Genomic DNA, 14,810 nt, shown 5'->3' with positions numbered 1-14,810 from the left:
TTTCCGCTCGCAGCGTGCAAGGCTCTCGTTGGAATGCTATTAGGTTCAGGACCCAGAACCTTTGTGATGAGCAGAGCGAGCATATGCCTGATGTGGCGAACCGAATTATCGGCTTTGTGTCCAGAACCTTGCAGACTCTTCGATCGCTTTGGTCATCTGGAAACTCACAGGATCATCTACAGGCGAGCATTCGGCAGGCGGAACTTGAGGGCCTCCAGTTCGCGTTCTATGCTCGGCTGACGGCGATCATCGTCGTGGCTGTCTGGCTCATCTGGCTCGTGCCATGGCCACGCGATCTCTATTACGGAGCTTACGCCCTCGGGTTCTTCATTCTCGGCTATGTCCCGTACCGGTTGCGGCACCATCCTCACGGCGAGGCGATTAAGCTTGGCTTTATCGTCCTTGATGTCGCGCTGGTGTCAGCGGCGATCTTGGTTCCTCCGCCAGCCAGCCTCGGCAATGAATGGCCCATCCAGACCCGCCTGCGCGGCCAGGAATTCCTCTACGTTCTCCTTCTCCTCGCAGAGGCCGCTCTCACCTACTCTCCAAGAAGGGTGCTCTGGACGGGTGTGTCGATCCTGGGCATCTGGTCAATCGGCGTCTTCACGATCTACTCCCAGCCGGACACGCTGCGGTTCAACGATGCTGTTGCGGAAGGAGCACTGACGTCAGCCGCAATCCTGGATCTCTCCTTCAAGCCTGCCTTTGTCGGCTTGACGGCATGGTATACCCAGCTTGTTGCAACCTCCCTGTTCACCCTGCTCATCACACTCGCCGTCTGGCGCAGCCGGCGGACCCTGTTGAACCAGGTTGAGACCGAGGTCGTGCGCGCGGATCTCGCGCGCTATGTCTCTCCGGACGTGGCCGAGGCGCTCACCAGGCGCGGCAGGACGGCATTCGGAGAGCCGGCGACAAGGACGGTGGCGGTCCTGTTTGCAGACATCGTCGGCTTCACCAAACTCACCGAAACCCTCTCGCCCGAGCGAACGTTCGCCTTGCTGCGCAGCTTCCAGGAGCGGAGTTGCACCATCGTCTTCAAGCATGGCGGCACGCTCGACAAGTACCTGGGCGACGGCTTCATGGCGACGTTCGGCTCCATCGACCTGCGATCAGACGCGCCGGCCCGCGCACTCGCCTGTGCATTCGAACTCCAACAGGAGATTGAGCGCTGGAATCGGAAGAGGTCTGACCGCGGCGCAGATCCGCTGCACGTCTCGATTGGCCTCCATTGCGGTCCGGTGACGGTGGGCAATCTCGGCGGCAGGGAGCGCGTCGAGTTTACGGTCGTCGGGGACGTCGTGAACGTGGCGAGCCGACTTGAGGAGGCGACGCGCGAGATTGGCGGCTCGATCATCGCCTCAGCGGATTGCATCCGGGCAGCGGGAGATCCGGAGTGGCTCACGAGGTTCCAGTCATCGCGCCAAGTCCAGCTCCGGGGCAGGCATCAAGGCCTCCTTGTTCACATCGCGGCATGACAGGCGTCGCCGGTGTGGACTTGCGCCAGGGTGTCGCGTTCACCCATGAGGGCTGCAATACCATCTTCCTCACATAGTCATGTTGCGGAGACCTGAGATGGCAGTTCGCATTCCTCAGAGCTTGTCGACCGGCCTTCAGCCGGAGACCGGCTGGAACGTGCTTGATCACGAGTTGCGGGAGCAAAAAGCGCATACGCTTGGCACTTTGAGCGGCCAGGTCGAGCAGGTTCTCAGGGCGTTGCGAGCCTTCGATGCCGAAGCGCACACGCCGGACAGGGAGCATCGTCGCCGTGCCTTACTGGACAGGGCAGCCGACCTCGTCTGGGCCTTCATGATCCAGCGGGAGCTATGCGGTCTCCGGAACTGGGACGCTGTGGTGAAGGACTACGGCATCCCGCGTGAGGTGTTGAACCGGGTCGGGCAAGTCAGGCGCAAGGCCGACGAGGCGAACTAACATCAAGCCCACTCCCACAAGTCGTGTGAGGCGTCTCAGACGGCCTCAGGCAGGCGGTCGATGAGCTTGTCGAGCGTGAGCGGATAGTCGCGGATGCGAATGCCGGTGGCATTGTAAACCGCGTTCGCGACCGCTGCCCCGACGCCGCAGATGCCGAGCTCGGCGACGCCCTTGGCCTTCATGGGCGAGGACATCGGATCGACCTCGTCGAGAAAGACGACTTCCTGATGCGGGATGTCGGCATGGACCGGCACCTCATAGCCCGCAAGATCGTGGTTGACGAAGAAACCTCGCCGCTTGTCCACGGCCAGCTCTTCCATCAAAGCCGCACCGACGCCCATCGTCATCGCGCCGATCACCTGGCTCCTCGCGGATTTGGGATTGAGGATGCGCCCAGCCGCGCACACCGCGAGCATACGCCGAACCCGAACCTCGCCTGTTGCTGCGTCGACCCCGACCTCGACGAAGTGGGCCGCGAAGGTCGATTGCTGGTGCGTTTTGGCGAGATCGCCGTACTCAATGAGGTCTTCCGCAACAAGCTCGCCCGCGCTGGCAGCCTGAGAAAGCGGAACGCTGCGGTTGCCCGATCGCACGTCACCATTTGAGAACTCGGCGTCGGCGGCGTTGAAGCCGAGCTGCTGAGCAACGGCTTCACGCAACTTGACGCAGGCTGCATAGACGCCGGCCGTCGCGTTGTTCGCGCCCCATTGTCCGCCGGACCCGGCGGAGGCTGGGAAGGCGGAGTCGCCAAGCCGAACGACCACCTTGTCCAAGGTGACCCCCATCATTTCGGCCGCAGTCTGGGCAATGATGGTGTAGGAGCCCGTTCCGATATCGGTCATGTCGGTTTCAACGGTGACCACGCCCTGACGGTCGAGCCGGACCCGCGCCCCAGACTTCGTCAGGAGGTTGTTGCGGAAGCCCGCTGCCACACCCGCTCCGATGAGCCAGCGTCCGTCTCGCACCTGTGCAGGCCGGGGACTGCGCTTATCCCAACCGAAGCGCTCGGCGCCAAGTCGAAGACATCCGACAAGATCGCGATGGGAGAAGCGGCGGTCAAGCTTTTCTGGGTCGACTTGGGTGTCGTTCAGGATCCGAAACTCAACCGGATCCAGGCCGAGCTTCTCCGCCATCTCGTCCATGGCGACCTCGAGCGCCATCATGCCGGGTGCCTCGCCCGGCGCGCGCATCGCGTTGCCTTCCGGAAGGTCGAGGGGAGTGAGCCGCATGGCCATCAGGCGGTTTGCGCCTGCGTAGAGGAGCCTCGTTTGTGACACAGCCGTTTCGGGCTTGCCTTCAGCCAGATTGCCGGAGGTGCTCTCGTGCGCGATGGCCGTGATCGTACCATCACGGTTCGCCCCGATGCGGATGCGCTGGATTGTGGCAGGCCGATGGGTGGTATTGTTTGCGATGAGCGGGCGAGTGAGTGCCAGCTTGACCGGCCTGTGCGCTGCTTTGGCAGCGAGCGCTGCCAGCACGGCATCAGCCCGGATGAACAGCTTCGCTCCGAAACCACCGCCGATATAGGGCGAGTCGAGCCGAACGTTCTGCGCCGGGATGCCCAGGATCTTGGCAATGCTGCGTTTGCCCCAGGCGATCATCTGGTTCGACGTCCAGAGGGTCAGCCGATCGCCATCCCATGCCGCGATCGTGGCGTGCGGCTCCATCATGGCGTGGCTCTCATCGGGTGTCGTGTAGCTCTCGTCCAGCTTCACCGCCGCCGCCGCGAACGCACCCTCGAAGTCACCGACGCGAACCTCAGGGGGCCCGCTGCTGCCCTCGCCGCTATCGTCCCCAATGAGCGTGGCGTTCGGCGCCTCAGCGGCGAGGTCGAACTTTCCCGCCTCGGACTGGTAATCGACGCGGATCAGGTAGGCCGCAGCCCGGGCCTGCTCGAAGGTCTCCGCCACCACCACAGCGATCGCTTGGTGGTAATGCTGAATGATCGGTCCGCCGAACAGGTAGGCGGCATTCATCATGCCGCGCTCCAGTCGGGGCATGTCGAGCGTCGTGACGATCGCCAGAACGCCTGGCGCCGTCTTAGCATCTTCCACGTGCATGGCAGCGATACGGCCTTTGGCGATCGCGGAGCCCAGCACGAAGCCATAAGCCTGCTCTGGCACAACGTCGTGCCGCTCATAGGCGTAGGCTGCCGTGCCGGTCGTCTTGTACCGTCCGTCGATCCGGTCGGTGGGTTGGCCGACAACCTTGAGCTGATCAATCGGATTGGTCGTGGCGGGAGTGTCGAACCGCATGTCTCAGCTCCTCGCTTCGGAGATCACCGCGCCGAGCGTACGCTCGACCAGCAGCACTTTGAATGCGTTGTCGTGCGTGGATTTAGCACCAGCGAGCAGCCGTTCAGTAACCGCTTTGGCACCCCGCGGCAGATCGGCTTCCGCCGCTTCGACCCGCCACGGCTTGTGCGCGACGCCGCCCACGGCGAGGCGCCCTGTACCGTCCCGCTGAATAACAGCCGCGACTGAGACCAGAGCAAAGGCGTAGGAGGCGCGGTCGCGCACCTTGCGATAGATCTGCCGGCCGCCGAGGGGCGGCGGTAAGGTCACGGCGGTGATGAGCTCGCCGGGCTCCAGCGTCGTCTCCACATGGGGAGTCTCGCCGGGCAGGCGGTGGAACTCAGCGATCGGGATCTTCCTGGCCATGCCGTCGGGTCGCACAGTCTCGACCGTTGCGTCGAGCGCGCGCATCGCGACTGCCATGTCGCTCGGGTTGGTGGCAATGCAGGCATCGCTCACCCCGATGATGCCGAGCTGTCGGCTGAACCCGTCCAGGGCCGAGCAGCCGCTGCCGGGCTCTCGTTTGTTGCAAGGCTGTGCGGTGTCGTAAAAGTAGGGGCAGCGGGTGCGCTGGAGAAGGTTCCCCGCAGTTGTCGCCCGGTTGCGCAGCTGGCCGGACGCGCCGGCGAGCAGCGCTCGTGACAGGACGCCGTAATCGCGCCGGACGCGCTCGTCGGCGGCGAGATCGGTGTTACGGACAAGTGCGCCGATCCGAAGCCCTCCTTCCGGCGTCGGCTCGATGGTGTCGAGCTTTAGCCCGTTCACGTCGACGAGGTGCGTGGGTGTCTCGATCTGCAGCTTCATCAGGTCGAGCAGATTCGTGCCGCCCGCGATGAATTTCGCGCCAGGCGTGCGAGCGACGGCAGCGGCTGCCTCAACAGGCGCGTTTGCACGTTCAAAGGTGAAAGCTCTCATCCCTGCCTCTCCGCGACCTCGGTCATTGCCTCGACAATGTTGGAATAAGCGCCGCACCGGCAGATGTTGCCGCTCATCCGCTCGCGGATCTCGGACTCGCTGAGCTGCACCGGGGCCGTGAGGTCGGCCGTGACATGGCTCGGGATCCCGGCCTTGATCTCGTCCAGCACCGCAACACCCGAGCAGATCTGACCGGGCGTGCAGTAGCCGCACTGATAGCCATCGTGCTTGACGAACGCCGCCTGCATCGGATGCAGGTTATCCGGCGTGCCGAGCCCCTCGATCGAGGTCACCGCGCCGCCCTGGTGCATCACGGCGAGCGTCAGGCAGGAATTGATCCGCCGCCCATCGACTATGACCGTGCAAGCTCCGCACTGGCCGTGATCGCAGCCCTTCTTGGTGCCCGTGAGATGTAAGTGCTCTCGCAGAGCGTCGAGGAGGGTTGTGCGGGTGTCGAGCTCGAGCGTGCGAACCTGCCCGTTCACGTTGAACGAGACCTGTGTCATCACGGGTGTCACAACCGGGGCGGGTTGTGCCCTCACCGAAGGTGGCGCCGCCGCGAGTGCCGCGCAGGCCCCAGCTCCGACCATCACCTCGCGCCGGTTCACGTTCAGCTCTCCAGGATCCGACATGTCGGCCTCCATTCCCTGTTAACTGCGGGGGGCAGTTCCATGTCGCCGCAACCACGAACTTAGCGTCGCTCACCAGAGGCACGGCCGGCATTAGTCGACAACGACCCATCGCCTGAGTTGTTTCAACTTAAGTCAGGCGCGGCCGCGCGATTAGAGGCTCGCGGCGGCATAACCTTATGATTGGCATTCATGAATCCTCCTCGCCTTCGGCAGGCCAAAAGGCGCAGGTAGGTTTATGATTTAGGCTGCGAATCCTTCACCTTGGCCGGGATTTTCCTCCCTTGTGCTGAACTTACGCAATAACGTAGCGGGCGGGAATCAACCAGCCATCGATGCGCGCTAGCAGCTCCTCTGCTTTACCCGGAACTCACACGCTTGCATCTCTGACCACCTGCTCCGTCGAGAATGTCAAACCAGATCCCGCTCAAGCCTATTACAGTCCCAAAGAAATAAGGCGCTACTGCGTTGGCGCTATTTGCCACGATGCTTGCCCTTGGCTACCCTCTACCCTGCTACAGGAGGACTGGTGCATTTGCGACGGCTCGTTGTCATCTCCAATCGCGTAGCTATCCCGGACGCCGCGGGAAAAGCCGCCGCAGGAGGCTTGGCCGTGGCCCTGCACGAGGCCTTTCAAGCTTACCAGGGACTATGGTTCGGCTGGAGCGGCAAGGTTTCAGCCCATCCGGCCGCCCATCCCAAGATCATCGACAAGGGACAGGTGCAGTATGCCGTGATGGACCTGACCTCGCTCGATCGGCAGGAGTACTATAACGGCTTCGCGAACCGGGCGCTCTGGCCCATCATGCACTACCGGATTGGCCTATCGGAGTTCTCGCGAGCCGACTACGCAGGCTACCTGCGGGTCAATCGGAGTTTTGCCAGTGCGCTGGCGCATCTGATCCAACCTGATGATCTCGTCTGGGTTCACGACTATCACCTCATCCCCCTTGCAAGCGAGCTGCGGGCTGTCGGCATAACCAACCCCATCGGGTACTTTCATCACATTCCGTGGCCTGCTCCTGAAGTGTTTGGTGCTCTTCCAGGCAGCACAGAGCTCCTGCGCGTCATCCCGGATTATGACCTTGTGGGTGTGCAGACCGAGCGGGATGCCGACAACCTCAGACGCAGCCTCGTCCAGGAACTTGGCGCAATCCACCGCGGGATAGATCTCCTGGACGTCGGAAGCCGACGTGTGCGCATCAAAAGCATCCCGATCGGCATTGACGTCAATGGCTTCCAGCAGGCAGCCCAACGCTCTGGCTCAAGCCGGCTTCTCAAGCAGACGATTGCTGGTCTGGGGTCGCGCAAGCTGATCATCGGGGTTGATCGGCTCGATTACTCGAAAGGCATTCCCGAGCGCATGGAAGCTTTTGAACGCTTCCTGGTCAGCCATCCGGATCAGCGGGGACGGGTGACCTATCTTCAGATTGCCCCGACAAGCCGCAGCGAAGTGCCCGAGTATGCAACCCTCAGCCGGGCTGTGAATGAAACATTGGGGCGGATCAATGGCTCTTTGGGTGAGCCTGGCTGGGTGCCGATCCACTACGTAACCAGCACCTATTCACGCGCAGTGCTTGCCGGCCTTTATCGGCTGGCTCGGGTCGGGCTTGTGACCCCGATGCGGGATGGGATGAACCTGGTGGCCAAGGAATACGTCGCAGCTCAGGACCCGCAGGATCCCGGTGTTCTCATTCTCTCGAAATTCGCTGGAGCGGCTGAGGAGCTCACTGATGCGCTCATCGTTAACCCGAACGACAAGGTCGAAGTAGCAGAGGCTATTCAGCACGCGCTGCATATGAGCCGAGAGGAGCGGGTTGCACGCTGGCAGACTATGGAGAAAATTCTGTGGGCTTCCGATGTCTCACGGTGGGCAGCGGCGTTTATCCAGGATCTGGCGGCCAACAAGGCAAACAAGGCCCGCAGGGGAACGAGATTGGTAAAAAGAGAGTAACGATCGCTGGGAGCCAAACCCGAAGTGCCGCGTGATCAATCGCAGATCATTTTCGACCGAAGGGTATGGCCTGCGCATTCGGATTCATTGTCGAATAGTGTAGGTCACCACCGGCCACAGTGCTTCACGTAACGCGCTAAGCTATCCGGTGATCTTGCAACCTCCATTCTTCAGGCCTCAGAGCACGACTCTGGCCTTCTGTACGGATCGTTCTACTGCATTGGCGACAGCTTCAGGAGCTAAGTGATGGACCATGTGTCCGAGACCTGGAAGCGTGATGAACTCGCTTTGTGGCAGCTCCCGATGCAGACGCTCCGATTGACGGCCGACATCAGCAATCTGATCGTCGGCACCTGTGATGATCGTGATCGGCATCCGTAGTTCACGATAGTGCTGCCGCAGTTCCATCACTGAGGGAGTCATGAGGGCTGCGTCCTCAGCCGCGGCGCGCAGCTGCGACGGACGGAGCATCATTTCCTTAGGGAACAGGCGCTCGAACCGCTCCGGCACCTCCGCAGGCGCGAACATTTGTTTGATCAGGCCCGGCAGGATGGCGCGGGCGACCAGGGGAGAGATGGTGTGGCGCATGGCATCGCCGATCACCGGAACAGCTGGCGGCGAGAACAGGAACGTGTCGGCTCGCAGCGTCGGGTAGTAATAGCCAGAGGCAAGCACAAGGCTGCGCACAAGCGACGGGCACTCAAGGGCAAGAGCAACCGCCACGAGGGTGCCCCACGAGTGTCCCAGTACGACGGCTTGCTCGACGCGGAGTTGCTCCAGCGCATGCTGGAAGAGCTTCGCATGGGCCCATGGGGTCCAGAGGAGGCGAGGTCTGCTGCTGTAACCGTACCCCGGTCGGTCGATCACGATCACCCTGTAGCGGGACGCCAGATGGTCCACCAAGCCGCTGACGGTGAAATCTTGTATCATGGTGCCGTTGCCATGAATCAGCACGATAGGCTCGCCCTCGCCGCGCACGATGTAGTGCAGGCGCACGCCATCAATATTGAGGAACCGGCCCATGGGCGGCGTCTTGCGTTCGGCCGCCCCGGCTCTCTGTCGGTTATACAGAGCAGCGGCTGCTAGAGTTGCAGCCGAGCCCGCCAGAACCGGCGCAAGCCAACGCCAGTGACTTGAATGAGCGGCCCGCTTGGGACGGGGCGTCCCGTGCGGTCTTGCAGTCGCCTGCTCAGGGCGATGGGTGTTGCCTTGTTGCGGTTCGGCAGCATAAAGAGGCGCCTCAGCCGGATTGCGCGGGCTCTTATCGGCTCTCGTCTCCATGCGGGACATGCGCACTCTCCATAGGGCTGATCGTGGGGAACGCCCGAGAAGCAAGACGGTTGCTGCAGCGCACAGTTTCGAGTCAGACGCTCGTTCTACAGAAAGCCTTCCTATGCGTGTTGGTTCGTTTCCCTAGCCCGGCCTGCGAAATGAGCCCTAGCGCTGCTAAAGGCCATCTGTTGTGGCCGACACGATACTCTGCTGAAGCCGGGAGATGAGCGAGACCGGCTTCAGAAAAGTCCTACTTCTTGGATCCAGTGCTTGAGCCCACAGTTCCCTTTGTCGAAGGCGCGGCGGCAATCGTCTTGGTCTTTTCCTTCTTCGGCTTCTTCGCCTCGCGGTTGCCGCGCTGTTCACCCTTGGCCATATCGCTTCTCCTGATGCTGACCCAGAGTGTAACACCTGCAGAAGCCTAGAGGAACATTGAAACGCCCGTAGGAACTGCGACAAGTCTGTGGTTCCAAGGGGGCGACCTTTTTGCGTTACAGCCTGTACGCGGCAGCTCAGGTGCAAATAGGCGGCCTCAGCTCTGTGTAGGCGCGGCCCTCCGCAAGGCAGTGATCACCCGAGTATCAAGTCTGAGTTGCCCCAGCGCTAGCTTGAGGTCAACGAGATCAGGGTATGTGGCGTCGTTGCTCACTTTGCTCGACTGCTAAGCAGAGGTAGTGGATCTCTACTCCCTGCTCCAAACTCGCGCCAACCAATAATGCTGGCCTGTACGGTCTCTCCCGTTGTCCCGTTCCGCCATTCCCCGTTGATGCGCTCACAGGGGAATGGAAGGATGTAGGTCCCAACATGATCCTCAGCCAGAGCCTGCACCGGCAGCCCAGAGCCTGGATTTCCTTCGGTCTTGAAGTTCTTCAAGCGGTTGGTTCGTGTCACCATGCACTTGCTCCAACTTATTCCAATGCGCCGCTAGATCCATGAGGCAACGTTATCGAAGAAGCCAACAGTCCCAAGAATGCCTGGAGCCAGGATAAAGCGAGAGTAAGCGTTGACTGGCATCTCATGCAATGGGAAGGGCTGAGTTGAGATGAGGAGCTTTGGCCAAGCTCTGCTCAATCAGCTTGCGAGCTTCGGTCAGTGTCAACCGGTTGGCCGCTGCAACTTCCCTGACCATCAAGTCCAGAGCGCCTTCGAAGACCTGCTGCTCGCTGTAGGAAGCCTCTTGCTGTTCTGAGCCGCGATTGAGATCTCGTAAGACCTCAGCAATGGCGGTCATCTGCCCGGTCCCGATGCGCTCCTGAAAGTCATTCGAGCGCCGGTTCCACATGCCGCGCTTTACCTTTGCCTTTTCGGCAAGGATTTGGAGCGCCTGCGTCACTACAGCAGGTTCCGACACTTTTCTCATGCCGCTGCTCTTGGCTTTCGCCAGGGGAACGCGAATCGTAAGGCGGTCTTTATCGAAGGTGAGCACAAAGAGCTCAAGTTTGAACCCGGCAACCTCCTGCTCTTCGATCGCCGTGATCTCACCCACACCATGGGATGGATACACGACTGTTTCACCAATCTCGAAGGAAAGAGCATTGTTCTTCGTCGTCATTCAGACATGATCTCCTTGGAACACCGACAATGCCTTAGCTGTGAGATGCTGTGTCGTTGGCATCGAATTTCTGATGGTCGCGTCAGTGCGCCTTACGTTTGCAGAACTCGAAGTGGCTGACGCGGTTCCCGCGTAACGACTGCTCTCCATTTGCGACGTCGCTGCCATCAGACACAAGACCGGCTTTTGCAGGCTGCTTTCGCCCACCACATCGGAATTGGGAGCAGAGTCGCCGGTTATCACAGGGACCAGTCTGGATCCTGTTGGCGCTGCTAGACCGCACTCCCAGAATTGCCGAAGAGATCTTCGGGATAACCGATCCGTTCGGTACGGACTTGTTTATCTTTCAACCACCAACTCAATGAATGGCTCAAGGCTGGCATAGGGCAGCGTAAACTTCTCGCCTCGGAACAGCATCGGTACATCTTGCCCGCCTGCAAAGCCGGAGGTCAGCTTGCCACGAACCTTGAAGGTCTCGCCTGCGGTCACCTGTCCCCAGGGCTCATCTATGTGATCGATAATGCCAAGCTCCCTCAGCTTGGCATCGACAGCTTGAGTCCGGGCATATGAAGGCAACTGGCGGAGACCATCGGCGATGTCATCGCTCATGACAGCGTATGCGGGGTTACGAACCTTATAGCGAAGCTCCGCATCCTGGGTGAAGCGCCACACGGAACCAGTCACCATCTGTTGCTGCTTGGTAACCGGCTTCTTCTCCGATTTACCGACCTTCTTTGCCGTCCTGGCCCGGGCGGGGGCCTCGACAGGCTGAACGTCGGCGATCAATGCCCATTTGCTCGACCACTCCACGGCTCGATAATCGCCCTTCGTGAGGCGGTCTGTGAACTCCAGAATGTCCTGATCAATGGGACGTTTGCCCCCGCTAGCATCAAAGTAACGCAGCCGCATATCATCGGGGAGAAGCAGATAGAAGCTTTCACTTTTGACATCCACATCGAAGATGTTGGCGACTTTCACGACCTGATCGCGAGTAGACGGAGCCTCGACGCCATCACCCGTCGGGTGGACCGTTGTTCCTTTAGGAACCCGAATGTAGCCTTCTACCTGAATCTCCGACATCTGTTCTTCGTCTCTCTCTTGTGGGGCAGCGTGAGCTGAGAAGGCCAAGGTTTTGAAATGGGAACGGCACCCGAGGGTGCCGTTTCTGTTGCTAGGCTTTCCCGAGCCCCGGATGGTTACGCCGCGAGGCGCACCGCACCCATGTCAACGTTGTCGTTGGCATTTATGAATTTGCACTATCAAGGCCGTAGCTCAGCCTAATCGCAGCCTAGCCTTTATTGCGCCCAGTCGAACCCATGTCGCCCCCAGCACAAACACATCTGGACATGAGTCCGACCTCAACAAGAGATCAGTGGTCCAAACCCGTCCTGGGGTACCCGGACGGCCGATGTGCTTGTGGTGGAGGCGGCGGGAATCGAACCCGCGTCCTAAACGCCTATTCCACTCTGCCTCTACGATCATAGTCAGGCGAACCTGACATCCGCGATATAGACGTTCAAAGGCCCAATATCCAGTCTTATCGTATTATTCATAAGATATGTTGTTGCATTAACCTGGCAATAAGAGTTGAAAAATCATAATACATTTAGGGTAATATATTTATTTGTGCTAAATTCTACTTGAGAAAATGGCTATTTTTTCTCTGCTACCCAGAGGATGATGCTGCTTCGCCCCCCAGAATGGCTGGGCGGCCATGTCCGGAACCTCTGAAGGCAATCGGCTCGTGGCCGTCGCATGCGCCGACAAGGTCGGAGTCTAAGGTCACACCCACCCGTATTATGGAGGATTGCCATGAGTGTGCGCACCACATCCAAGACCATCACGTTTGCACGGCCGTTCTCGCTGGCTGGATTGGAGGAGAGCCAACCAGCTGGGACCTACACGATCCAGACGGACGAGGAACCTATCGAGGGCTTATCTTTCTTGGCTTACCGCCGTGTTGCCACCGTGATCTTTCTACCCCTCGTTCAGAGCGGACCAGGATCCTTCCAAGCGATCTCGGTCACTCCGGAAGCTCTCGACGCCGCACAGGCGCGAGATGTTTCGGAATCCCACGATGGCTGATTGGAGAAGACACCTCATAGGGTAACCTTCGCACTATCGGGCAGCCAGGCCATCCTATCCCCGCAGGCTGGAAATGCGCGGCAACACGCTGCGTCTGCGAGAATTAGGTGTGAGAATGACGACCCATTTAGATCCATGTGCAGTACGGGCACGGGAGGCATACTTGGATGTGATCGTGACACCAATCGACGAAGGCAGGACATGGAACCTGACGGACCTGCTCGGCCGTCCGATGGGCCGTATCACCGAAGCATCCGCGCAGCAGTTCACAGTTCACCCGGCCGGCCATGCCCTGGAGACCATGGCCGGCATTGAGCGTGGACCCTTCGCATCCCTTGATGCCGCGTTAGCGGCGATCGAGAAGCACACCCGGGGTGTCTGCCGGCGCAGTCCGGGCGAAGACCAAGCATGATCGAAAGTCCGGAACGTCGTGTTCGGCACCAAGGACCGCCGCGACTATGCGATCGTGGCGACGGGAGGGCTCTTCCCCACGGCAAGGACAGCATCGCGTTCCGATCCGTTACCTCAAGGTCTCACAGGAGTGCGACAGCTTCTTCCTTCCCATCCCAGAGGTGAAGGTAAGGACGGTGCCGCACATGCATTATCCAGCACGTCCACCAGCATCATGCGGACAAAAGCATCGTCCTCGATAACGAGAATGAGCGCGCGAATGTTAGGTTTTTTCTCAAGCATGTCGAATGAAATGGGGATCGAGTGGAGCCGGCTGACAGGCAAGACAATCGATCCCAGCATTCTGATCGGTCTACTTTGGGCGAACACTCCGCCTAAGGAGAGGTGGCCTCAGCGTGAACTGAGGCCACTTGCGGTGCATGCTCGTGCTAGATCACAATGAAGTGGCTTGCAGCGAGCTTCGCCAGGTTGTCGATCGCGCCAAACTGTACCGCGGCGGCTGCGCCTTTTCCGTCGGCATCATAAGACAGAGCACCTGTCTCGTCGTTGTAGATGATGTAGTCGTCGGAGTCCTTGGCCTCATCGCCGATCACGAAGCTGCCGGTCGGGAGTGTGCCCTTTTCCAGCACCGTGAACACCGAGTCGTTGAGGCGGATCGTGTCATCCTCAGGACTGAAGTCCAGAATGGTATCGACGTTGCTGCTGCCGGGCTTGGTGTCAAAGACAAAAGCATCCTCGCCCAAACTGCCGCTCAGAATATCGCTGCCGTTCTTGGCCCAGATCGTGTCGTCGCCACCCTTGCCGTCGATCAGGTCACTGCCGGACGTGCCCCTCAGGCGGTTGCCATCGCTATCGCCGGTGATGGTCTTCGTAGTTATTGGCAGTTCGGACGAGATTGGATCAGGCTGCGGTGTTGGGACCAGGGTGGACTCTTCCGACGGGTCTGGAACCGGCTCGTCTGGGATCGGCTTCGGCGACGGATCAGAAGAAGTCGGGGGTGTCGTCACCGTGCCATCATGGTTGACGTCCAGGGCATAAAACGAAGCTTGGCCAGCCCCGGAACCATTGGTTTCATTCGCACCAAGATAGGCCCCTGCCTTGAAGTAGAATGAGTCGCTCTGCCAGACGGAGTTGATCTTGGTGCTGGACTCGTAGACCTTGCCGTCAGCGTAGACATCAACCTCAAGGGTCGAGCCCTTGGCGTTGATCGTGTAGGAGAACTTCTCATTCAGTGAGACGTTCGGCGTGGCCCCACTACTATCCTTGAGCGTGAACTTCGTCTCGGAGTTGCTTGAGCCCGCCTGATCGTTGACGAAGTAGACCGTGCCGTTTTCCCAATAGAGACGTACCAGCTCGTCGTTCTGGCCATGGATCTGGCCGACGACGAGCTTGCCGCCAACGCCGTCGCGGTTCGGAGCGGCATCAACCTCAAGGGTGGCACTCATGAACCCGCCTTTGGACAGGTTCCAGGCCGCCTTCTCGGAGCCAGTCATCTCGCGCAGCTCAGACCGAGCGTAGGAGGAGCCGCTCGTGGTTGCTCCATCGACGGGAGCGTAGAAAACCATCGCTCCGTCGGAACCGGTGTAGAAGTACTTCGAGTTCTTGTAGCCGCTGAGGTTTTGCACCTCGACAGCAGTACCGCTGAGACTACCGCCCTGGTCGACTGGGAGGGTGATCTTCCAATTGGACAAGTTGAAGTTGCCGCTGGGCGCGGCGGAAGCATTCAAAGGCATATGATGAGTCCCATAGATGAGTGAGCCTCGTGAGCC

The 14,810-nt window shown here is 60.1% G+C and carries 13 protein-coding genes and 1 other RNA gene; 5 read left to right on the top strand and 9 right to left on the bottom strand.

From position 1 onward, the window contains the following. Positions 1-254: 254 nt before the first annotated feature. Positions 255-1,475 (top strand): adenylate/guanylate cyclase domain-containing protein, encoded by a 1,221-nt coding sequence (locus ILT44_RS18645; protein ID WP_204241115.1) that lies wholly within the window; start codon positions 255-257, stop codon positions 1,473-1,475. A gap of 97 nt (positions 1,476-1,572) precedes the next feature. Next, positions 1,573-1,929, top strand: coding sequence for a DUF6665 family protein (locus tag ILT44_RS18640; protein ID WP_204241114.1), 357 nt, complete (start codon positions 1,573-1,575; stop codon positions 1,927-1,929). 35 nt (positions 1,930-1,964) lie between these two features. On the opposite strand, the gene paoC is transcribed toward ILT44_RS18640, so the two are convergent. Genes paoC through paoA form a run of 3 tightly spaced genes read right to left on the bottom strand, consistent with a single transcriptional unit; the run spans position 1,965 to position 5,770 of the window. Continuing rightward, positions 1,965-4,184, bottom strand: a complete 2,220-nt coding sequence (gene paoC / locus ILT44_RS18635) for an aldehyde oxidoreductase molybdenum-binding subunit PaoC (RefSeq protein WP_204241113.1) — start codon at positions 4,182-4,184, stop codon at positions 1,965-1,967. 3 nt (positions 4,185-4,187) lie between these two features. Beyond that, positions 4,188-5,138 carry an FAD binding domain-containing protein gene (locus ILT44_RS18630; RefSeq protein WP_204241112.1) on the bottom strand — a complete coding sequence of 317 codons (951 nt, stop codon included), beginning with the start codon at positions 5,136-5,138 and terminating at the stop codon, positions 4,188-4,190. Further along, complete coding sequence (gene paoA, locus ILT44_RS18625) at positions 5,135-5,770, bottom strand: aldehyde dehydrogenase iron-sulfur subunit PaoA (protein ID WP_204241111.1); 636 nt, start codon at positions 5,768-5,770, stop codon at positions 5,135-5,137. The genes ILT44_RS18630 and paoA overlap by 4 nt, the downstream gene beginning before the upstream one ends. Positions 5,771-6,302: 532 nt before the next feature. Here paoA and ILT44_RS18620 point away from each other — a divergent pair. Next, on the top strand, positions 6,303-7,721 hold the full coding sequence (locus ILT44_RS18620) for an alpha,alpha-trehalose-phosphate synthase (UDP-forming) (protein WP_204241110.1): 1,419 nt from the start codon (positions 6,303-6,305) through the stop codon (positions 7,719-7,721). A gap of 177 nt (positions 7,722-7,898) precedes the next feature. On the opposite strand, the gene ILT44_RS18615 is transcribed toward ILT44_RS18620, so the two are convergent. The 5 genes from ILT44_RS18615 to ssrA all read right to left on the bottom strand — a co-directional run bounded on the left by ILT44_RS18615 (position 7,899) and on the right by ssrA (position 12,083). Then, on the bottom strand, positions 7,899-9,011 hold the full coding sequence (locus ILT44_RS18615) for an alpha/beta fold hydrolase (RefSeq protein ID WP_204241109.1): 1,113 nt from the start codon (positions 9,009-9,011) through the stop codon (positions 7,899-7,901). A 232-nt stretch (positions 9,012-9,243) separates the two neighbouring features. Beyond that, a complete protein-coding gene (locus tag ILT44_RS31495; RefSeq protein ID WP_255549760.1) occupies positions 9,244-9,369 on the bottom strand; it encodes a hypothetical protein in 126 nt (41 codons plus the stop codon). A 639-nt stretch (positions 9,370-10,008) separates the two neighbouring features. Next, a complete protein-coding gene (locus ILT44_RS18610) occupies positions 10,009-10,545 on the bottom strand; it encodes a CarD family transcriptional regulator (RefSeq protein WP_204241108.1) in 537 nt (178 codons plus the stop codon). Positions 10,546-10,884: 339 nt separating this feature from the next. Further along, the gene (locus tag ILT44_RS18605) at positions 10,885-11,625 is read right to left on the bottom strand and encodes a hypothetical protein (RefSeq protein ID WP_204241107.1); all 741 of its coding nucleotides are present in this window, start codon (positions 11,623-11,625) and stop codon (positions 10,885-10,887) included. 73 nt (positions 11,626-11,698) lie between these two features. Continuing rightward, positions 11,699-12,083: a transfer-messenger RNA gene (ssrA, locus tag ILT44_RS18600) on the bottom strand. 274 nt (positions 12,084-12,357) lie between these two features. Here ssrA and ILT44_RS18595 point away from each other — a divergent pair. Beyond that, on the top strand, positions 12,358-12,630 hold the full coding sequence (locus ILT44_RS18595) for a hypothetical protein (protein WP_204241106.1): 273 nt from the start codon (positions 12,358-12,360) through the stop codon (positions 12,628-12,630). Positions 12,631-12,805: 175 nt separating this feature from the next. Beyond that, positions 12,806-13,042 carry a hypothetical protein gene (locus ILT44_RS18590; protein ID WP_204241105.1) on the top strand — a complete coding sequence of 79 codons (237 nt, stop codon included), beginning with the start codon at positions 12,806-12,808 and terminating at the stop codon, positions 13,040-13,042. Positions 13,043-13,469: 427 nt separating this feature from the next. Here ILT44_RS18590 and ILT44_RS18585 read toward each other — a convergent pair whose 3' ends face one another. After that, complete coding sequence (locus tag ILT44_RS18585) at positions 13,470-14,774, bottom strand: polysaccharide lyase family 7 protein (protein WP_204241104.1); 1,305 nt, start codon at positions 14,772-14,774, stop codon at positions 13,470-13,472. Positions 14,775-14,810 lie beyond the last annotated feature (36 nt).

The sequence above is a fragment of the Microvirga arvi genome (genome assembly GCF_016892765.1).
In the GTDB taxonomy this organism is placed as follows: domain Bacteria; phylum Pseudomonadota; class Alphaproteobacteria; order Rhizobiales; family Beijerinckiaceae; genus Microvirga; species Microvirga arvi.
This window is presented reverse-complemented; position numbering and strand designations above follow the sequence as displayed.